Below are 19,242 nucleotides of genomic sequence, written 5' to 3' on the forward strand. Positions count from 1 at the left end.
TGACAGTCACCCACCGACGTGTTCACAATTGAGAACAATATTCATAAATGTGGATCGCTGTTGTTGCGTCATGGAATGCGCAATGGCGACGCGAGACAGGAGTTCGCCTTCATGACCATCGCAGCTCCCCAGGACACCGTACTGATCGTCGGCGCCGGCCACGCAGCCGGCGAATGCGCAACCAGCATTCGTGACCAAGGCTGGGCCGGCCGCATTATGCTGGTTGGCGAGGAGCCCCATCTGCCGTATCAGCGGCCGCCATTATCCAAAGCCTTTCTATCTGGTGAGCTCTCGGCCGAGCAGCTTTACCTCAAGCCCCAAGCCACTTACGACAAGGCCAGGATCGAATTTATTCCGAATACGCGGGTCGAGCGCATCGACCCCGCCGCTCACACGGTTACCCTGTCGGACGGACGCGAAACTGGCTATACGAAGCTTGTCATCGCCACCGGCGGGCACGCACGGAGGCTCGAACTGCCGGGCATCGAGGAGATTGAAAATCAGCCGAACTTCCACTATCTGCGCACGCTCGCTCATGTCGAGCGCATCCGCGCGCAGTTTCATCCGGGTGTGCGTCTTGTCATCATAGGCGGCGGGTATATCGGCCTGGAAGTAGCGGCAATCGCTGTCAGGCGAGGCCTGCATGTCACCGTTCTGGAAGCATTGCCGCGTGTACTCGCGAGAGTCACGGCGCCCGAACTCTCGGCGTTCTATGAGCAGGTGCATCGTGAAGCCGGCGTTGACGTCCGCACCGGCATGGCGGTAAGCGGCTTCGAACTCGATGCGTCCGGCGATGCCGTTGCAGCGGTTAGATGCGCCGACGGTTCGCGCGTTCCGGCAGATCTCGTCATCGTCGGCGTCGGCCTGCAACCGGCCACCGAACTCGCGGAGACAGCGGGGCTCTCCGTGGACAACGGTATCGTTGTCGATGAGCACACCCGCACTTCTGATCCCGACATCTTTGCTATAGGCGACTGCACCAACCATCCCAATGGACTGTTCGGCCGACGCTTGCGGCTTGAGTCGGTGCCGAACGCGATGGAACAGGCGCGCACGGCAGCGGCCACTATTTGCGGGAAGGAACGGGTGTACAACAGCGTGCCATGGTTCTGGTCCGATCAATACGATCTCAAGCTGAAGATGGTGGGCCTGTCGCAGGGATATGACGAATTCGTGCTGCGGGGTGCGCCGGAAAGCCGTTCGTTCTCGGCGTTCTATCTGAAAGAAGGCGTGATGCTCGCCGCCGACACCGTCAGCCGCCCACAAGAATTCATGCTGGCGAAACGTTTTGTCGGCGAAAAGATTCCCGTCAAGGCAACCGAACTCGCCGACGATTCGATTCCGCTTAAGAGCCTCCTCCCCGCAGTCTGATTCACCCTTCCACATCCAACGACATCATGCCTATCATTCGATTCATTCAACCGGACGGCACCGAAACCGTCACGACCGCCAAGCTTGGCGAATCTGTCATGCAGACCGCCGTCAGCAATCAGGTGCCGGGCATCCTGGGAGACTGCGGCGGCAGTTGCAGTTGTGCTACCTGCCATGCCTATGTGGATGATGCATGGGTCAACCACATGCCGCCGGCTGAGTCGTACGAGACCGACATGCTGACCTGCGCCATGGATGTGCGGGAAAATAGCCGCCTCACATGCCAGATCAATGTCACGCCAGAACTCGACGGACTGGTGATTCGCCTGCCCAGCGCGTCATAAGAGGATTGCGCTGCCCCGGCCCGCGACTCACCCCGTAGCCGTCGCGCCATGGGGAGAGTCAGGGCGAGCGCGTGAGCGTGTCGATCGTGGCGGCCTCGCCGGCCTCCCAGAACGACGCCCAGGTCGGGAACGTCTGCGGCAGGCGCGGCTGGTATTTATCGCTGTCGTACTTTCCGGGCCAGTTCTGAAAGCGCGGCGTTCCTGGCCGCTCCAGCCAGTCGGTCGAATACCAATGGCGCTCGTCGCGGCGCTCAAAATACCAGGCGCCGTCACGGCGCACATAGTGATCGAAATAGCAGATCGCCATGACTATCCATTTGCCGTTATCCTCGTGCTCCGCGCGACAATACACCTGACCGGATGCGTGGTCCTCGTCGACCAGGTCGATAGCGTGTCCACATATCTGGTGAATGCTACGGTAGAAGGAACGAAGGATATGTCCGGATCCGTAAAACGTTTTCAAGGCTGCCCGGCCGGTGCCCCACCGGCCGCAATTGACGTCGTCGGTGAAGAGCCCAACAAGGGCGTCGAGGTCGCGAGAATCGACTGCAATCGCGTAGCGAATCGGCAACTGCTGGATCGCTAGTTGCGCTTCGACGCGCTCAATTCGGGCGAGAAGATGGGTATCCGTCATCACGTTGTCCTCGCCGCGCCTATCGTCTCGCTGGCCGAAGTTCTAGCACGGATCTCGTCCGCATAGTAGGGCTGATGAGACAGCAAACCGCCGTCCACGTTGATGATTTGCCCTGTGACGAAAGCAGCCTCATCGGACGCCAGAAACACCACTGCATGCGCCACATCTTCGGGCTGCCCGAGTCGCGGCGTGAGATGATGGCTGAGCATCATCTCACCCACCGGTCCCGCGTAGTGCCCCACCGTCGCCGGCGTCACAATCAGGCCCGGCGCGATTGCGTTGCAACGAATCCCCTCCTTGCCATGCTGCGTGGCAACGTAACGCGTCAATGCTTCGATGCCTGCCTTGCAGACGCCATAAGCGCTATAACCAAGCGCACCTGCCTGGGCCGCGCCTGACGACGTATTGATGATCGAACCGCCTCCGCGAGCGCGCATAAGCGGGATCGCATAGCGCGACGCGAGCATCGTACCGCGCAGGTTGATGCGCATGGTGTCATCCCAGACGGAAACATCGACTGCTTCCACGGCATCATCGACGGTGCTCGAAATCGAAGTTGCCGCCGCGTTGTTGTGCAACACATCGACGCCGCCCCATGTTTCGTATGTCAGCGCGAACAACGCAGCGATCGAGGCCTCGTCGCCAATATCGACCTGTGCGGCAATCGCCTGACCGCCGTTCTGCTCAATACGCCGGACTTGCGCCTTGGCTCCGTCGACATTGCGGTCCGCCACGACCACCTGTGCGCCTTCAGCGGCGAGCATCGCGGCACAGGCTGCGCCAATTCCCGATGCGGCGCCCGTGACAACGGCAATCTTTCCCTTAAGTCGTGACATATGCCAATTTCCCCATGATTGCAGCCGCTTCGAATCAGTGCGTCGCAGCAAAACGCGCGAGGTGGAAGTCGATGTCTCCGAACATCTTTTCCATCATCGTCATTTTGCGGAAATAGTGGCCCACCTGATATTCCTCGGTCATGCCCATGCCGCCGTGCAACTGGATCCCTTGCGCGCAGACGAAACGGCTCGCGCGTCCGGCGACCGCCTTCGCGGCCGATAGCATGCGGCTGCGCTCCGTTGCCGGCCGCCCTAGATAAGCAATGCCGCAATAGAGCATCGAGCGCGTCTCCTGGACGGCAACAAACATTTCGGCCATCCGGTGTTGCAACGCCTGGAACTTGCCAATCGGCTGACCGAACTGCACCCGTGCTTTGATATATTCGGCCGTGATGTCCATCACGGCTTCCATCACACCAAGGATCTCAGCCACGCTCGCGAGCGTGGCGAGCCCCACCGCTGTCTCAAGCAATTGTGGCGCAGTTTCAGGAGCGCTCAGCAACGCCGACTCATCCAGTTCGACGTTACGAAACTCGATGTCCGCGGCGCGAGATCCATCGAGCAGGCGATACGTACGACAACTCACACCCGCTGCGAGACGATCGACGACAAAAATCGCCGGACCTTCGGCCGAATCATCGAGCCGCGCGGTTACGAGCAACTGGTCCGCCGATCCGCCTCCAATCACGAGCGTCTTGGCGCCGCTCAGCAAATAGCCGCCTTGCATCTTGCGGGCGCTGGTATGCGCATCGCAGCCCAGCTTGAAGCGCGAGCCCGCCTCGCTGTCAGCCAGTGCAAGAAGTAGCCGGCCCTCGATTACGGCAGGCAGGAGAGCCTGCCGCTGCGCCTCCGAACCACTGTGATCGATAATCGTCGCGCATAGCACCGCCGTTTGCACAATAGGCTCGAGCACCATGCCGCGGCCGAACGCCTCCATGACAACAGCCGTTTCGACAAATGAGCAGGCAAGGCCGCCCACATCTTCGGGGAGCGTCAGACCGAGCCAGCCGAGTTCCGCGTAAGACTGCCAGCGTGCACGGCTAAAACCTTCTGCGCTCGCGGCAATTTCCCGGCGCGTTTCGAATCCATATTCCTGCTGGATGAATCGCTCCACGCCGTCCTTCAGCATCAATTGTTCGTCGGAAAGATTGAAGTCCATGGTCAAAGTCCAAAGGCGAGCCGGGCAATAATATTTTTCTGCACTTCCCGCGCGCCGCCGTAAATGGTCGAAGCGCGGCCGATGAGATAACCTGTCGTCCGGCCGGCTACATAGCCGGGCCATGCCTCGTCCGCTAACGGATTCTCGGCGCTCCAATCGCCGTGTTCCTGGAAGCGCATGCTGCGAGGACCGAGTGCGTCGATCTGCAACTCCGTGACGCGCTGCTGCATCTCTGAGCCGCTGATCTTTAGCGCCGAAACCACCGCATCGAGATTGCGCGTGGTCTTTTCCTCTGCGAGTATTCTCAGCACCGACCATTCGAGCGCCAGCAAATCCACTTCAACCGCCGCCACCTTGCGGGCGAATTCCGGGGTGTCGATCAGACGAACCCCGTCAATCGTTTCCTGCTCGGCGATGCTCCTCGCACGCTGCAACTCACGCTTGTTGAAATAAAGAAACGCGCTCGTCGTGCGCTCCTTTTCCAGCAGATATTTCGCGTAGGTCCAGCCCATCCCGGCCTCTCCGACCAGATGCGCGCTCGGCACGCGGACGTTCTCGAGAAAGACTTCGTTGAGACCTGTTCCACCTTCGATTGAAACGATCGGGCGCACGGTAATGCCTGGCGTGTCCATCTTCACGAGCAGAAACGAGATGCCGCGCTGCGGTTTAACCGTCGTATCCGTCTTGACGAGAAAGAATCCCCAATCAGCGATCGTGGCGTCGCTGGTCCATATCTTCTGACCGTTGATCACATATTCGTCGCCGTCGAGCACGGCAGTAGTTCTGAGCCCCGCCAGGTCCGAGCCCGCATTCGGCTCAGAAAAGCCCTGACACCAGAACTCATCCCCAGAGAGAATGGCGGGCAGAAAGCGCTGCTTCTGCCAGTCCGAGCCGAACGCGATGATGACGGGCGCAACCATGTGCGTTCCCTGCCAGCCGTAGTCCATCGCATCGGCGTTGTACAGTTCTTCCATGAAAATGTGCTTGCGAAAGCCGGACCACCCCGTTCCACCGTACTCCACCGGCCAATGCGGCGCACCCCACCCGCGCTGATGAAGAATGCCTTGCCACGTGCGGATGTCCTCTCTAGCCGGGGGATGAGCGCCAATCGTCCAGCGATGGGAGATCCCAGCCGGCAACTGCTCCGTGAAGAACTGTCTCACTTCTTGACGAAACGCTTCGTCGTCTGGGCTGTACTCGAAATGCATGTCTGGCTCCTCCTGCTATTTCCCCGCTAGCGAACGCCCGATATGGCTCGCTGCCTTGCTTGTCCGACTGCTTGCATCGGACAGGTGACCGACTAGCGCCCCTTGAAAGCTGGCGTGCGTTTTTCGCGCGCGGCCAATCGTCCCTCGGCCGCATCCTCGGAATTCACAGCCAGAGCAACAGCGTTCAGCTCCTGAACGAGAAACTCTTCCATCGTGCCAGCGCTCGAACGGAACAGCTGCTTCGTCAGTGCGATCGAGAAGGTCGGCATTGCTGCCAGTTCGGCAGCGAGATCCTCGGCGACTTGCATGAGATCCTCATCTTCGACGACGCGATTCGCCAAACCGCACTCAAATGCCTCCTTGCCGGTCAACTTGCGGTTGAGGTACATGATCTCTTTTGCGCGGAATTCGCCGCAGTGACGCGCGAGAAGATGCACCATGCCGCCTTCGGGCAGCGTCGCTCGCATAAGAAATGCTGGGATGAACTGGGCTGTGTCCGACACCAGCAGCAAGTCGGCACAAAGCGCGTAGCTCCATGCGATGCCAACCGCCACGCCTCGTACCGCCGCGATTACCGGCTTGTTGAGGTTATAGAGCCGCAATGCGATCTGCTGGTAGACGGCCATCGACTGCCGCGCGTGCAACACGCTCATCTGCGGCGGCGCTGCGCCGCTCCCCTTGATATCGGCACCCGCGCAAAATGCACGCCCTGCGCCCGTCAGGATCACCGCACGGATTGCCGGGTCCCGCTCGATACGATCGAGGTGTTCGATCAGCATGGTCAGCATGTCCGGCGTCAACGCGTTGAGCTTCTCGGGCCGGTTCAGCGATAGGGTCGCAATCGCACCCTGTAGTGAAAGTTCGACATCCATGGTTTAACGGTCTTCGGTGGGTGAGTCGGACGGCCCAGAAGCTCCCCGCGTCACGCGCGGAAGCGTCATTCACCGCGTGCACGCAGTTTGATCATGCCGTTGCCGAACGGCTCATCGCGACGCTTAAGCGCATCCTTCAGACCAACGGCTTCCATGTCCGCCTTGAACTGCGCTCGGCGCGGTCCCTGACCCTGATGCGCGCGCGCATCGTTTTCGACAGCGAGGCGCTGCAGCGTGCGCGCACCCGCGAGTTCAAGACCGAGGTTCACAATCCGCTTGTTGGCGGAAAGCAGGTCCGCGTCGACAAAAGACAGCCGCCGCGCCAGTTCCGATACTTCAGCGTCGAGCTCCTCGATGGGCACAGCATCCATCACCAGACCGATTTTCGCGGCATCGCGGCCCGTCAGCGAGTCGCCCGACAGCAAAAGGCGCTTCGCCCACTGCGGCCCAACGTGATAGAACCACATGTGCGCCGGTGGCGAGCCGTTCGCGCGCGTCGCCGGAAAACCGATCCGCGCGTTGTCCGCCGCCAGCACCATATCGCAGGCCAACGCGAGGTCCGTGCCACCCGCGAGGCAGTTGCCGTGGACCTGAGCAATGATCGGCTTGTGAATTTCGGCCATCAGGTTGACGGTTTCCGACTGCCGCTCCATCGACCAGCAATCGTCATCGAAGCTGCGTACCGTGCCGCGGTATTCGCCCGGATCGATCTGTTCAGCCGCACGGTCCGAATACGTCGTGACGAGGTCGTAGCCGGCGCAGAAATCTTTACCAGCTCCACTCAGTACAATCACATTGACCGACTTCAGATCGTCGGCTTCGAGCAGCGCCTCTTTCAGTTCACGCAGAAGAACACCGTTAATCGCATTCCGCTTGTCCGGGCGATTCAGCGTGATTCGAGCAACTCGTTCAGCAACATCGAACTGAACGCATTCTGTGCTTTTGAGCCATTTGCCCATGATTCACTCTCATTCGAAGAAGGTACTTGCGCACCAAAAGTTCAGCGGCTGAAACGCTGGCGCAACACGACCTTGCTGATTTTTCCGGTAGGCAGACGCGGGAGTTCGTCGACGAACTCGATCGACTTCGGACATTTGTAGCTTGCGATCAGCTCGCGGCAAAACGCGATCAGTTCGGCCTCCTGCCTCGCTTCGCCCGGGCGCAGCACAACAATCGCCTTCACGCATTCGCCCCATTTCTCGTGCGGCACACCGATCGCAGCTGCGTCGATCACCGCGGGATGCTGAAGCAACGCGTCTTCGACTTCGCGGCTGTAAATGTTTTCACCGCCAGAAATGATCATGTCCTTCTTACGGTCGACCAGAAACACGTAGCCACAACTGTCCTGATAGCCCATGTCACCACTGCGATACCAGCCATCCCGCAGCGCTTCGACCGTTGCAACGCTGTTGTTCCAGTAACCGGTCAACTGGGTGGCTGAGCGCAGCCACACTTCGCCGGTCTGTCCCTGCGCAAGGTCCACCCCGTTATCGTCGACGATGCGCAATTCAATGCCCGGACATGGATGACCCACCGACGCCAAACGCCGAATTTCATCAGACGTGCCATGCGGCCGAACTTCGTGCGCCGGCAGCCAACAGGCATTACTCTCAGTCATGCCGTACTGGACCGCGAACACGGGACCCAGCACTTCGATACCCCGTTGGAGCAGTGGTACGGGAACCGGTGCGGCCGCCGTGGTGATGTTCTCGATACTCGACAGATCGTACGACGCCAGTTCGGGCACATCGAGCAACGCCTGAAGCATCGCCGAGACGAGAAACGTGAACGTGATGCGCTCTGCCTGGATCGTCTCGAGCATCGCTTTGGGCTCGAAACCGCGGTCCAACACAGTCGTGCCGCCCATCCACGCGACCGCGTTCACATAACCGATACCGCCCACGTGAAATGCCGGCGTGGTCTGCAACACGCGTGAGTGTCCGGAGAATTCCGTCACGAGCGCACAGCTCTCCGCGGTCGCGCACATCGCACGGTGGGTGCGAACCACTCCCTTTGGACGACCCGTCGTGCCGCTGGTGTAGATCAGATAAGCGTAGTCGTCGGGCTGTGACCGGATCGGCGGTCCATCCTGCGAGCCGGCTTCCATGACGGACTCGAAAGATATCGCCCACGACGGTGCGTCGCCGATACAAATATATTGTTCGATGTCCGGCATTTGCGAGCGCAGACTGTCCACCAGCTCCGAATATTGCGCCTCGAAGACAAGGGCTTTCGGCGCCGCATCCTTCAGGATGTGCGAAATTTCCGTGGGCGCAAGCCGGAAGTTGATCGTGGCGAGCAGAAAGCCGGCCCATTCGCATGCCCGGTAAGTCTCGTAGTATTCCGCGCAATTCATCGCCAGCACCGCGACCCGGTCCTGACGCCGAAGCCCCCGCTGGTAAAGCGCAGCCGAGAATCGGCGCGCTCGCTCTGCCATCTCGCCATGAGTCACGCGCCGGCTACCGAAAACCAGCGCTTCCCTGTCCGCGTAGAAACGGGCATTGCGCTCGATCATCTCCCCAATCGTTTTCATCTCGATCCTGTCTTCGTATGTTGAACGCTCGAATGTCAGGCCGCAAGCGCGTGCGGATCTGCAAGCGTCGCAGCTATGAACGCCGTGAAGCGAGCTGCGTCCGCGCCGTTGATCACGCGATGATCGTAGCTCAGCGAAAGCGGCAACATCTTCCGCCAGTCGACACCGCCGTCGTCGGAGGGCTGGGGCGCCAGCCGGGTTTTCGTCACCCCGAGAATGGCAACTTCAGGCGCGTTGATGATCGGCGTGAAGCCGGTGCCGCCAAACCCTCCCAGTGAGCTGATCGAGAAACAGCCGCCCGACATTTCCGCCATCGAAAGGCCTTTCTCACGCGCCTTGAGCGACACCGCCGTTAGCTCAGCCGCCAGTTCCAGAACGCTCTTTTTGTCACAGTCGCGCAAGACCGGCACCAGAAGACCAAAACGCGTGTCCACCGCGACCCCAATGTGAAAATACTTTTTCAGCACAAGGTTTTTGCCGTCACCGTCCAGCGAAGCGTTGAATTGCGGGAACTCCTGCAACGCACGGATCGCTGCCTTGATGAGAAACACCAGCGGTGTCAGCTTTATTGCGGGTCCACCATCGTTATACGCCTTGCGGAAGATCTCAAGCGTCGTAATATCGGCGTCGTCCTGATGTGTGACGTGCGGAATCGTCAGCCAGTTGCGCGACAGGAACGCGCCCGTCAGCTTCTGTATCCGTGAGACTGGCTTGACCTCGACTTCGCCAAACTCGGTGAAGTCGACCTGCGGCCACGGGGGGAGATTCGCGCCGATACCGGTCGGCGCCGAACCATTGACAACTGCGGGCGCAGCCACGGGTGGTGCGGCGGAAACGGATTCGACGCTCATGTCGGATGCCTCGCTAGACTGGTTCAATCAACATAAAAGACAACCGACGAATCAGACGATCTCCGCCAGTACCGTACCGACCGGATACACCTCGCCGATCTGCGCAACGATCCGGAGCGTCCCCGAGGCCGGCGACTCCACTTCCTGCACTGACTTGTCGCTTTCCAGCGCATAGAGCGCCTGCCCCTCAGTGACGCTCGCGCCGTCTTCCAACAGCCATTCAGTCAGCGTGCCTTCGTTCATCGAAAAGCCCAGTTTCGGAAGCAAAACCTGTGTGGACATAAGTGCTCTCTTTAAGATTGGGAAAACCGGGATGGAGACTTCGAACCGGTGTCATCGAGTGTCGCGCGGATTGCTGCTTCGATCTCCGCGGTCCCCGGTACGAAGGCATCCTCCAACGGCTTGGAAAATGGGACCGGGCAAAACTGCGAGCCGACCCGCTGCACAGGCGCCTTCAGTTCACGAAACAGCGATTCATAGATACGCGACGCGATTTCCGCGCCCACTCCAAATGGCTTGACCGCCTCGTGCACAACTACGGCGCGGCCGGTTTTAGCTACCGAGGTCAGGATAGTTTCCGTGTCGAGGGGCGAAATCGTCCGCAAATCGATCACCTCACACGAAATACCTGCTGCACCAAGCTGTTCGGCCACAGCCATCACGTCGTGCACCCTGCGGCTATAGGTGATGACGGTCACATCCGTGCCACTGCGGACCACATTGGCTTTGCCGAGCGGAATTCGCACGCCGCGCTCGGGCGCCTTGCCCGGATTCCAATAGGTCGGCATGTTCTCGATGAAGAGACATGGATCGTCGTCTTCGATGCACGAAAGCATCAGGCCGTAAGCGTCGGCGGGTGTGGACGGCGCCACTACCTTGATGCCCGCAACGTGCGCGAACCACGCTTCCAGATAGTCGGCGTGCTGGCCGCCCGTGCCGAACCCTGCACCCGTCATCGTGCGGATCACGAGCGGCACATGTGTCTGGCCGCCCGACATGAAGCGCAACTTGGCAGCGTGATTGACGATCATGTCCATCGCCACCGTCGTAAAGTTCATCAGCATGATTTCGGCGACTGGACGCATTCCGACGATCGACGCACCAATCGCCGCGCCGATGATGGCCTGCTCCGAAATGGGCGTCGATCGGACGCGCGAAGTGCCGTACTTCGTCGACAGACCTTTGGTCACGCCGACAATACCGCCTTCCTGCCCGTCGGCCACGTCTTCGCCGAGCACGAACACATTGGCGTCGGCGGCCATCGCGTCGTCAAGCGCAAGATTGACGGCCTGGATCGTATTGATGTCAGTCTGCGCCTGGTTCATGCCAGCACCTCGTCTTTAAAGATATCGCGCCGCAGTTCGGCGACGTCCGGATAGTCGCTCGACAGCGCGAACTCGACAGCCGCGTCGATTTCCGCGTTGTGGTTCGCTTCCATCTCCGTCAGTTGGGCCTCGGTCGCATGCTTCGCAGCGATCAGCCATGCCCGGAAGAGCGGCACCGGATCTTTTGCCACCCACGCCGCCTTTTCGTTCTGGTCCATATAGGCATCCGGGTCGCCAAATACGTGGCCGTGAAAGCGGAATGTATTGGCTTCGATCAACGTCGGACCGCCGCCTTCACGGGCTCTGTCGACAGCCTCTCGCGCCACGCGATGCATCGCGATCGGATCGTTACCGTCGACGGTGATGCCCGGCATCTGATACGCCACGGCGCGCTGCGCGATGTTCGGCACCGAGGTGCCGTACGCATATTTCGTGTGTTCCGCATAGCCGTTGTTCTGGCACACGAAAACAACTGGCAGTTTCCAGACCGACGCCATATTCAGCGATTCGTGGAAAGCGCCGATGTTGGTGGCGCCGTCGCCAAAATAGGCGACTGCCACGCGTCGTTCGCCGCGAATCTGCGCAGCCAGCGCGAGACCATTCGCAATAGGCATCGAGCTGCCGACAATGCCTGTGGTCACCATCACGCCGGAAGCCGGATGGGTAACGTGCATCGGCCCACCCTTGCCTTTGCAGGTGCCAGTGACGCGGCCACCCAGTTCCGCCCACAGCTCCTTGAGCGGCACGCCCTTGGCGATCATGTCATGCACGCCGCGATAGATCGTGCAGATGTAGTCCTCGTCGGTGAGACACACCGACACCGCCGATGGAATCGCCTCCTGCCCGCGCGGCGAGTAATACGGCATGACGAGCTTGCCGGATTTGATAACTGCGCGAAACCGCTCGTCGTTCTGTTTGATTAGCGTCATGCGCCGATAGATATCGACCAGTACTTCACTGCTGGGCGGCTGATGGACTTTCATGCGAAGGTCTCCTTCGATCACCAGATCGTTTGTGCGCCGCTGGCGTGCAGCGCGGCGATGTAGCCGAAAACGAACGACGCGCCGATACTGCTGCCCGCGCCAGGATAACAACGGCCAACGACGGACGCAGTGCAGTTGCCCGTCGCATAGAGCCCGGGAATCAGCGAACCGTCTTCCTTGAGCACGCGAGCGTATTCATCGGTGACAAGCCCGCCTGCCGTACCAACATCACCCGGATACATACGCACTGCGTAAAAGGGCGCCTGCTCGATGGGTCCGAGGTTGGGATTCGGCTTGATCGTAGGGTCGCCGTGGCAGCGATCGAAAGCACGTGAACCGCGCCCGTAGTCGCTGTCCACGCCCGATTTACAAAAGCCGTTGAAGCGCGTCACGGTGTCCTGCAAGCCAGCGGTGTCGATACCACACTTCTGCGCCAGCTCGCTAATCGAGTCGGCCTTGATCATGTAGCCACTGTCCAGCCATTGCTGCGGGATCTGGCCTTGCATTGCCGTGCCCCAGGGGTAGTACTTGCGCTGCCGGCTGTCCATCACCACCCAGCTCGGTACAGCCTTACCGGTCTCCTTCTGACGCTGGTACATGCGTTGCCCGATCTCCATATAGGCACCGGCTTCGTCGCAAAAACGGCGGCCATCCTGGTCGACCATGATGGAGAACGGCAGCGACAGATCGAGGTGGTGCATGAACGGCAAGGGCGAGCCGTCGGGGGCGCGCGCGCCTTCGGGCAGCGTTTCGTTGGGCCCAAGCGATGTCACGACCCACCAGGCCTCTTCCATGCAATCCACCGCACCACCAATCGCGACAGCGGCTTCGAGAACCTCGCCGGTGTCGCCCGGATTGGCGTTTGTCCACGCGCTCGATGACGGCTGCGGCTGATACTTACGGCGCATTTCAGCGTTGTGTGAAAACCCGCCAGTGTTCAACAGCACGCCTTCGCGAGCACGCACACGCATTTCACGTCCGCCGCGCATTGCAATCACACCCGCCACACGCCCATTCTCTACGATGAGATCGCGCACGGGCGTTTCGGTCCAGATAGGAATGTTTTCACGCAGCGCTATTTGCAGCATGCGGCCCTGGATCGCCGCGCCGTTCGAAACCAGCTCTTTGCCCGTCAGCTTCTGATACAGCATGCGGCCCGCGAGCTGCATCGCTTTGCGCTTGCCACCCCATGTGCGCTTGAGCAGGAAAAGCTCTGGAAACTCGTTCGAATTGGCGGGAATCGACACGCCTTTGTACCGTGAAAGCTTCGGCGCCCATTCACCCAGTTCCTTAACGTCGAACAACTTTGCGAGCAGTGAGCGGCCACGAGGCTCGCCACCAGGCAATGTGTCGTAATAGTCGGACCATCCGTCCGCATAGACGAACTGCATGCCTTGCTGTTCGAGGAATTCAGCCATCTTCGGGCCCGTGCGCAAATAGGCTTCCCGACGCGCCGGCGATGTTCCGGGCCCTTGATAGGTGACTGCCGCATCGAAGTATTGCCGCGCGCGCTCATACGAGTCACGCACGCCGTGGCGTCGCATCACATGATTGTTCGGCAACCACCAGACACCGCCGGAATATCCCGTCGAGCCACCTACCTTCGACTGCTTTTCAATGATCAGCGCCTCTTTGCCCGCTGTCTTGCACGCGAGCGCGGCGCACATCGAGCCGCCGCCGCTGCCGACAACGACGAAGTCATAGGTTGCATCCCAGTCACTCATGCTCAATTCCCCTGCGCGATGAATTCCCGCAGCGCGCGGTGGAAATTGGACACCGAGGTCTCCTGCAGCGGATTCGTGCGCGATCCTTTGAAGCCACGCGATTTCATCCCTTGCTGCACGTTCGTCATGTTCTGGAAGTCCTGCCACAGGATCAGACCGAAATTCTCCAGCGCGTTCTGCTTCCAGTCGTCGACCCCGTAGTAAAACTCTCGTTTGAGAGGCGGCTCAGCGCCCGGCGCGTAGCGAACCAGCGACCAGATGTCGTAAATGCAGGAATCGGGATTGTCGCCGTCGGGACGCGCACGATAGAACAGCGCACCGTCCGGGTAAGGCAGGAAAATAAGATTTGGGAACACGTGCCAGTCGGCGCCCGCTCGCCCCATCTGCTCGAAAGAGATGTCCGGCCAACCCGCACCCTCGGCGACGGCGGCCTCGCGCTGGAATTCCATGGCTTTCGCCAGAACTTCAAACTGGTTGCCGCTGGGCGCCATTTCGGTCAGCAGACGTTTGGACGCTTCGTAGTCACGCGCGGAATTGATGGCCTTCAGAGTGTCTTCCATCACCTTGAAGAAATTGACCAGCCCTTGCCGCACGTCTTCCGGCATCGGTTTGCCGGTACGCGAGGACGGGGCGCCAATGAAGCGCGTCGCTGTCGCATAGCCGAACATGCCGTGGCGCCCATAGGCGAAACTGCGGGTGACATCATCGCCGGCGACGTCGAGCAGTTGCGGGTGCGTTGCCGAGACGTGATAGCCCTCGTTGAACGCCTCTAGCGCGACCTTCCAGTTGCACGGCAACCGGATCGACTTGTACCAGCGGTAATGCATTTTTTCGAACTCGAAGCAGTTCGTGATTTCCGGAACCGGCTCAAGGAATTTTGCAAGCGGCTCGGCGTTGGTATCCATGTTGATGAACACGAATCCCCCCCATGTATCCACCTGGACTTCCTGCAAGCGCAGATCGTCGTCGGCCATGTCGGGGCAGCCCTCCCAATCGCTGCGATCGAGCACGCGTGCGACGCTTCCGTCAAGGTTCCATTGCCACCCGTGATAGTTGCAATGAAACTTCGCCGCCTTGCCGCAGCCGTTCGTCAGACGCCGGCCGCGATGCTGACAGACGTTGTAATAGGCCTTGATCTGGTCGGCGGCAGTGCGCACCACGATGATCGACTCACCGATTACGTCAAACGTGACGTAGTCGCCGACGCCCGGAATCTCTTCAAGCCGACAGGCCACCTGCCACACGCGCGGCCACAAATTTCGCGTCTCCTCGTCGAGGAACTGCTTCGAGAGGTAGCTATCCTTGGGCACAAAATCGAGGCGGACAGCATGCTCAACCGAACTGGTACTCGTGTCACCCATCGATATCTCCTTCATGGTGTCGCCGGCTTGCATGCCGATCCTGGATTCTTCGTTTCTGGCGCACCGGCCGATTGAGGCTTCGGCGCGCAGCGGTGGGTATATATGAACGTCGTTCAAAATACTAGGCTGACGGGAAGAACATTGTCAATCCGGTCCAACGTCAGTCCAGCGCCTCCGTGAGCGCGGGCACAGCATCGAAAAGATCGGCCGCGAGGCCGTAGTCGGCGACCTGGAAAATCGGCGCCTCGTTATCCTTGTTGATTGCAACGATGACCTTTGAATCCTTCATGCCGGCCAGATGCTGGATCGCACCGGAGATGCCCACAGCAATGTAGAGCTGAGGCGCGACGATTTTTCCGGTTTGCCCCACCTGGTAGTCGTTCGGCACGAATCCCGCGTCCACAGCGGCGCGCGAAGCCCCGACTGCCGCGCCGAGTTTGTCGGCGAGCGCGTCGAGGAGCTTGAAGTTATCGCCGTTCTGCATGCCGCGCCCGCCGGACACGACGATATTGGCTGCCGCCAGTTCGGGCCTGCTTGATTTAGTCAGTTCCTGGTCGACAAAACGCGCGCGTTCATAGGGCGCTGCCGCCGGCACGGATTCGAGCGGCGCACTGCCCTCCAACGAAGCGGCGTCGAAGGCCGTCGTGCGGACGGTCAACACTTTGATCGGGTCGACAGACCTGACTGTGGCAAGCGCGTTGCCGGCGTAAATTGGACGCACAAATGTATCCGCTGCCTTGATGGCAACGACTTCAGAGATCTGAGCGCAATCAAGCAGCGCGGCGACTCGCGGCATGAAATTCTTGCCGACAGCCGTCGATGCGGCGATCACGTGGCTATACGGCTGCGCGAGCGACACCACCAGCGCCGCAAGGTTTTCCGGCAACGCGTGCGCGTAGGCTTCGGCGTCCACGTACAAAACTTTGGTCACGCCGCTTACTTTCGTAGCATCGGCCGCGGCGCCTGACGCTTCGTGGCCGGCAATCAGCAGATGAACATCGCCGCCGATCTGCGTCGCGGCAGCGACCGCATTGAGCGTCGCGCGGTGCAGCGCCGCGTTGTTGTGTTCTGCAATAACAAGAATGGACATGGTCAAATCACCTTGGCTTCATTGCGAAGTTTTTGGATCAACGTCTCGACGTCGGGCACCATGATTCCGCTCTTGCGCGGCGGCGGTTCAGTCACTTCGAGTACCGTCAGACGCGGCGTCACGTCCACGCCGAGTGCTTCCGGCGTCAGCGTGTCGAGCGGCTTCTTCTTCGCTTTCATGATGTTGGGCAACGTCACATAGCGGGGATTGTTCAGGCGCAAATCCGTGGTGACGACTGCGGGCAGATCGAGAGCGACTCGCTCGAGCCCACCGTCGATTTCGCGTGTCACGGTCAGCACGCCGTCCGCGACTTCCGTTTTAAAGGCGAATGTGGCTTGCGGCCAGCCAAGCAATCCGGCGAGTTTCTGACCGGTTTGGCCGGCGTCGTTGTCGATCGCCTGCTTGCCGAGCAGCACCAGTTGCGGCCCTTCGCGTTCGACGATTCCCGCCATCAGCTTCGCGACGGCGAGCGGCTGCAGATCCGTCGCCGTCTCTACCAGGATTGCCCGATCGGCGCCCATCGCCAGCGCTGTGCGCAAGACGTCTTGCGACTGCGAGGTGCCAGCGGAAATCACCACCACCTCGGTTGCGGCCCCAGTTTCCTTTAGCCGCACAGCCTCTTCCACCGCGATTTCATCGAACGGATTCATGGCCATTTTGACGTTGGCCAGATCCACGCCAGATCCGTCGGTTTTGACACGGGGCTTCACGTTGTAATCGATCACCCGCTTCACCGCGACAAGTATTTTCAATTGACGCTCCAGACGCTTTTATGAACAATGTTCTATATTCTGAACCACATCTTTCGCTACTGTCAACGACAACGAAGGTCCATCGAGGCAATCCCAAGCCGTGATGGACGGCTATGGAGGCAACCATGAAGCTTTATCGCTGCGCTCGGATTGAAGGCATTACGGGGCTGGAATTCTGCGAGGAACCGGACCTGCCGCCACCGGGGCCACATCAGGTGCTGATGAAGGTGAATGCCAGTTCGCTCAATTTTCGCGAACTGCTCTTTATGCGTGGTGCGCTCGGAGACTGGCTGCGGCCGAACTACATTCCCGTCTCTGACGGTGCGGGCACGGTCGTCGCCGTCGGCTCGGGCGTGCGCCGCGTGAAGCCCGGAGATCGGGTTGCGGCGACCTTCTACGAGAATTGGGTTGGCGGTACGCTGCCGCACCATTCGGACACGCTGGGACGCGGCGCAATCGTCGAAGGCATGCTGCGCGACACGGTGCTGCTTGGCGAAGAAGAACTCGTTGCAATACCGGAGCACCTCTCGGACGAAGAAGCGGCAACGCTGCCATGCGCGGCCCTAACTGCCTGGAACGCGCTGTGCGAGCATGGGCCGCTGCTGCCTGGGCAAACCGTGGTCGTCCAGGGAACCGGCGGCGTCTCGCTCTTTGCACTGCAATTCGCCAAGCTTTTCGGCGCACGAGTCATCGCCACCTCGTCGAGCGACGCGAAGCTCGCACGGCTCGCGGAACTGGGCGCCGATGCGACCATCAATTACCGCAGCACGCCGCGCTGGGCGGATGCCGTGCTGGAACAGACAGACGGCGATGGCGCCGACCTCGTCGTCGAGGTTGGAGGCGCGGCGACCTTCGCCGAATCGGTCGCCGCCGCACGGAAGGGAGGCCGCATCAGTGTGGTGGGAATGCTTACCGGCGCCCCCTCGCCCGGTGACGCTTTCTTCATGCGCGGCCTTGCTATCGCCCCGATTCACGTAGGATCCCGCCAGGATTTCGAGACCATGAACCGCGCAATCGATTTCCATCGGTTAAAACCCGTGATCGATTCAACGTTTGCCTTTGCCGATGTGCCCGACGCTCTACGTCACCTAGAGAGCCAGCGCCACTTCGGCAAAATCGTGATTCAGCACGCCTAGCGCTTGCCGGTCGGATGCGACCGGATCGCCATGCTCGTCTCGTGCGCGTCCGAGCCGGTTGCCCCCGCGTATACCCCATTTCGTGAACCGCCTCAAGTTGTTCATAATGTAGAACATCGTTCGTATGTTCCAATTTGCCGTTGATCGATGTCTACGCAAATCCAGCCATCGGATCGGCGCTCGTTCCCGGGGAAGACGTGCCAATGAAAATATTCTCTCTCGATGGTCAGGTTGCACTCGTCACCGGCGCGTCGCGTGGTCTGGGATTCGCGATGGCGAGCGCACTCGCGTCCGCGGGCGCGACCGTCGTGCTTGCCGCCCGCTCGCGCGACAGTCTGGAAACTGCCGCCGAGTCCATTCGCGGCACCACTGGGGTCGGTAGTGAACAAGTCGACCTCGAGCCGTTCGATCTCACCGACCAGGCCGGCATCGCGGCTGCCGTACAGAACGTCCTCGCGCGTCACGGAAGGATAGACATACTGCTGAACAACGCCGGTATCTGCGAGTGGTCCGATTTTCTGCAGTCGACGCCGGCCATGTGGCAGCGCACGATGGACACCAATGTCACGGCGGCCTATCTCCTCGCGCAGCAGGTATCTCCGCCGATGATCGCGCACGGCCACGGGCGCATCATCAATGTCGGTTCGTACGTTTCGGTCCTTGGACGGGAAAAACTGCAGGCCTACGTGGCAAGCAAGCACGCAGTGGCCGGCCTCACCAAGTCGCTCGGCGCCGAACTGGGTCGCCACGGCATTCGCTGCAACGGCATCTGCCCAGGCTACTTCGTGACCGATATGGCCGAACCCGTCACGTCGAATCCTCAAATGAAAGAAATCGTCCGTTCGCACATCTCCGTCGGACGGTGGGGACGCCCAGAAGAACTTGGCGGCGCGGCCGTATTCCTCGCGTCCGAAGCCAGTTCTTATATGAACGGCCAAATGCTAATGGTCGACGGCGGTGTGTCGGAGATCCTCTGCTTCCCGATGTCAGTGGTCTAGCCATTCCTTCGCGCGAAAGCCGCTTGCGAAAACCACGCAGCGGAACGCGCGATCCGCATTTCAGA

The 19,242-nt window shown here is 60.3% G+C and carries 19 protein-coding genes; 4 read left to right on the top strand and 15 right to left on the bottom strand.

The genetic code is table 11. The annotated features are described in order from the left end of the window. The first annotated feature begins 111 nt into the window (after nucleotides 1-111). Together B0G80_RS05405 and B0G80_RS05410 are read left to right on the top strand one after the other, a co-directional pair. Nucleotides 112-1,371 (top strand): NAD(P)/FAD-dependent oxidoreductase, encoded by a 1,260-nt coding sequence (locus B0G80_RS05405; protein ID WP_116119532.1) that lies wholly within the window; start codon nucleotides 112-114, stop codon nucleotides 1,369-1,371. Between the two features lie 26 nt (nucleotides 1,372-1,397). Then, the gene (locus B0G80_RS05410) at nucleotides 1,398-1,715 is read left to right on the top strand and encodes a 2Fe-2S iron-sulfur cluster-binding protein (protein ID WP_106285281.1); all 318 of its coding nucleotides are present in this window, start codon (nucleotides 1,398-1,400) and stop codon (nucleotides 1,713-1,715) included. 58 nt (nucleotides 1,716-1,773) lie between these two features. On the opposite strand, the gene B0G80_RS05415 is transcribed toward B0G80_RS05410, so the two are convergent. From B0G80_RS05415 to B0G80_RS05485, 15 genes are all read right to left on the bottom strand, one after another. Next, a complete protein-coding gene (locus tag B0G80_RS05415) occupies nucleotides 1,774-2,349 on the bottom strand; it encodes a nuclear transport factor 2 family protein (RefSeq protein ID WP_116117273.1) in 576 nt (191 codons plus the stop codon). Continuing rightward, nucleotides 2,349-3,185, bottom strand: coding sequence for an SDR family oxidoreductase (locus B0G80_RS05420; protein ID WP_116117274.1), 837 nt, complete (start codon nucleotides 3,183-3,185; stop codon nucleotides 2,349-2,351). The genes B0G80_RS05415 and B0G80_RS05420 overlap by 1 nt, the downstream gene beginning before the upstream one ends. Nucleotides 3,186-3,219: 34 nt before the next feature. Further along, entirely contained in the window at nucleotides 3,220-4,344 is a 1,125-nt protein-coding gene (locus B0G80_RS05425) for an acyl-CoA dehydrogenase family protein (protein WP_116117275.1), read from the bottom strand. A 2-nt stretch (nucleotides 4,345-4,346) separates the two neighbouring features. Further along, nucleotides 4,347-5,552, bottom strand: a complete 1,206-nt coding sequence (locus B0G80_RS05430) for an acyl-CoA dehydrogenase family protein (RefSeq protein ID WP_106285285.1) — start codon at nucleotides 5,550-5,552, stop codon at nucleotides 4,347-4,349. 92 nt (nucleotides 5,553-5,644) lie between these two features. Next, nucleotides 5,645-6,424, bottom strand: coding sequence for an enoyl-CoA hydratase/isomerase family protein (locus B0G80_RS05435; protein ID WP_116117276.1), 780 nt, complete (start codon nucleotides 6,422-6,424; stop codon nucleotides 5,645-5,647). A 65-nt stretch (nucleotides 6,425-6,489) separates the two neighbouring features. Beyond that, nucleotides 6,490-7,383 carry a crotonase/enoyl-CoA hydratase family protein gene (locus B0G80_RS05440; protein ID WP_106285287.1) on the bottom strand — a complete coding sequence of 298 codons (894 nt, stop codon included), beginning with the start codon at nucleotides 7,381-7,383 and terminating at the stop codon, nucleotides 6,490-6,492. Nucleotides 7,384-7,424: 41 nt separating this feature from the next. After that, a complete protein-coding gene (locus tag B0G80_RS05445; protein WP_116117277.1) occupies nucleotides 7,425-8,957 on the bottom strand; it encodes a class I adenylate-forming enzyme family protein in 1,533 nt (510 codons plus the stop codon). A gap of 35 nt (nucleotides 8,958-8,992) precedes the next feature. Further along, nucleotides 8,993-9,808, bottom strand: a complete 816-nt coding sequence (locus tag B0G80_RS05450) for a 2-oxo acid dehydrogenase subunit E2 (protein ID WP_116117278.1) — start codon at nucleotides 9,806-9,808, stop codon at nucleotides 8,993-8,995. Nucleotides 9,809-9,859: 51 nt separating this feature from the next. Next, a complete protein-coding gene (locus B0G80_RS05455; protein WP_106285290.1) occupies nucleotides 9,860-10,090 on the bottom strand; it encodes a biotin/lipoyl-containing protein in 231 nt (76 codons plus the stop codon). An 11-nt stretch (nucleotides 10,091-10,101) separates the two neighbouring features. Next, the gene (locus B0G80_RS05460; RefSeq protein WP_116117279.1) at nucleotides 10,102-11,133 is read right to left on the bottom strand and encodes an alpha-ketoacid dehydrogenase subunit beta; all 1,032 of its coding nucleotides are present in this window, start codon (nucleotides 11,131-11,133) and stop codon (nucleotides 10,102-10,104) included. Further along, complete coding sequence (locus tag B0G80_RS05465; RefSeq protein ID WP_116117280.1) at nucleotides 11,130-12,116, bottom strand: thiamine pyrophosphate-dependent dehydrogenase E1 component subunit alpha; 987 nt, start codon at nucleotides 12,114-12,116, stop codon at nucleotides 11,130-11,132. The genes B0G80_RS05460 and B0G80_RS05465 overlap by 4 nt, the downstream gene beginning before the upstream one ends. 17 nt (nucleotides 12,117-12,133) lie before the next feature. Further along, a complete protein-coding gene (locus B0G80_RS05470; RefSeq protein WP_116117281.1) occupies nucleotides 12,134-13,840 on the bottom strand; it encodes an FAD-binding protein in 1,707 nt (568 codons plus the stop codon). A gap of 2 nt (nucleotides 13,841-13,842) precedes the next feature. Beyond that, entirely contained in the window at nucleotides 13,843-15,201 is a 1,359-nt protein-coding gene (locus B0G80_RS05475; RefSeq protein WP_116119533.1) for an SRPBCC family protein, read from the bottom strand. A 160-nt stretch (nucleotides 15,202-15,361) separates the two neighbouring features. Then, a complete protein-coding gene (locus B0G80_RS05480) occupies nucleotides 15,362-16,291 on the bottom strand; it encodes an electron transfer flavoprotein subunit alpha/FixB family protein (RefSeq protein WP_116117282.1) in 930 nt (309 codons plus the stop codon). Nucleotides 16,292-16,293: 2 nt separating this feature from the next. After that, on the bottom strand, nucleotides 16,294-17,043 hold the full coding sequence (locus tag B0G80_RS05485; protein WP_116117283.1) for an electron transfer flavoprotein subunit beta/FixA family protein: 750 nt from the start codon (nucleotides 17,041-17,043) through the stop codon (nucleotides 16,294-16,296). Nucleotides 17,044-17,168: 125 nt separating this feature from the next. Here B0G80_RS05485 and B0G80_RS05490 point away from each other — a divergent pair, with 125 nt between their 5' ends. Next, the gene (locus tag B0G80_RS05490; protein WP_116117284.1) at nucleotides 17,169-18,179 is read left to right on the top strand and encodes an NAD(P)-dependent alcohol dehydrogenase; all 1,011 of its coding nucleotides are present in this window, start codon (nucleotides 17,169-17,171) and stop codon (nucleotides 18,177-18,179) included. A gap of 203 nt (nucleotides 18,180-18,382) precedes the next feature. Beyond that, complete coding sequence (locus B0G80_RS05495; RefSeq protein ID WP_116117285.1) at nucleotides 18,383-19,177, top strand: glucose 1-dehydrogenase; 795 nt, start codon at nucleotides 18,383-18,385, stop codon at nucleotides 19,175-19,177. Nucleotides 19,178-19,242: the final 65 nt, after the last annotated feature.

Source organism: Paraburkholderia sp. BL6669N2, assembly GCF_003387275.1.
In the GTDB taxonomy this organism is placed as follows: Bacteria; Pseudomonadota; Gammaproteobacteria; order Burkholderiales; family Burkholderiaceae; genus Paraburkholderia.

What these genes read in the sequence shown, in the direction of transcription:
- B0G80_RS05455 (WP_106285290.1), bottom strand. Translation starts at nt 10,090, where the DNA reads ATGTCCACACAGGTTTTGCTTCCGAAACTGGGCTTTTCGATGAACGAA.
- B0G80_RS05415 (WP_116117273.1), bottom strand. Translation starts at nt 2,349, where the DNA reads ATGACGGATACCCATCTTCTCGCCCGAATTGAGCGCGTCGAAGCGCAA.
- B0G80_RS05435 (WP_116117276.1), bottom strand. Translation starts at nt 6,424, where the DNA reads ATGGATGTCGAACTTTCACTACAGGGTGCGATTGCGACCCTATCGCTG.
- B0G80_RS05465 (WP_116117280.1), bottom strand. Translation starts at nt 12,116, where the DNA reads ATGAAAGTCCATCAGCCGCCCAGCAGTGAAGTACTGGTCGATATCTAT.
- B0G80_RS05445 (WP_116117277.1), bottom strand. Translation starts at nt 8,957, where the DNA reads ATGAAAACGATTGGGGAGATGATCGAGCGCAATGCCCGTTTCTACGCG.
- B0G80_RS05450 (WP_116117278.1), bottom strand. Translation starts at nt 9,808, where the DNA reads ATGAGCGTCGAATCCGTTTCCGCCGCACCACCCGTGGCTGCGCCCGCA.
- B0G80_RS05405 (WP_116119532.1), top strand. Translation starts at nt 112, where the DNA reads ATGACCATCGCAGCTCCCCAGGACACCGTACTGATCGTCGGCGCCGGC.
- B0G80_RS05475 (WP_116119533.1), bottom strand. Translation starts at nt 15,201, where the DNA reads ATGGGTGACACGAGTACCAGTTCGGTTGAGCATGCTGTCCGCCTCGAT.
- B0G80_RS05430 (WP_106285285.1), bottom strand. Translation starts at nt 5,552, where the DNA reads ATGCATTTCGAGTACAGCCCAGACGACGAAGCGTTTCGTCAAGAAGTG.
- B0G80_RS05440 (WP_106285287.1), bottom strand. Translation starts at nt 7,383, where the DNA reads ATGGGCAAATGGCTCAAAAGCACAGAATGCGTTCAGTTCGATGTTGCT.
- B0G80_RS05425 (WP_116117275.1), bottom strand. Translation starts at nt 4,344, where the DNA reads ATGGACTTCAATCTTTCCGACGAACAATTGATGCTGAAGGACGGCGTG.
- B0G80_RS05420 (WP_116117274.1), bottom strand. Translation starts at nt 3,185, where the DNA reads ATGTCACGACTTAAGGGAAAGATTGCCGTTGTCACGGGCGCCGCATCG.
- B0G80_RS05410 (WP_106285281.1), top strand. Translation starts at nt 1,398, where the DNA reads ATGCCTATCATTCGATTCATTCAACCGGACGGCACCGAAACCGTCACG.
- B0G80_RS05490 (WP_116117284.1), top strand. Translation starts at nt 17,169, where the DNA reads ATGAAGCTTTATCGCTGCGCTCGGATTGAAGGCATTACGGGGCTGGAA.
- B0G80_RS05460 (WP_116117279.1), bottom strand. Translation starts at nt 11,133, where the DNA reads ATGAACCAGGCGCAGACTGACATCAATACGATCCAGGCCGTCAATCTT.
- B0G80_RS05480 (WP_116117282.1), bottom strand. Translation starts at nt 16,291, where the DNA reads ATGTCCATTCTTGTTATTGCAGAACACAACAACGCGGCGCTGCACCGC.
- B0G80_RS05495 (WP_116117285.1), top strand. Translation starts at nt 18,383, where the DNA reads ATGAAAATATTCTCTCTCGATGGTCAGGTTGCACTCGTCACCGGCGCG.
- B0G80_RS05470 (WP_116117281.1), bottom strand. Translation starts at nt 13,840, where the DNA reads ATGAGTGACTGGGATGCAACCTATGACTTCGTCGTTGTCGGCAGCGGC.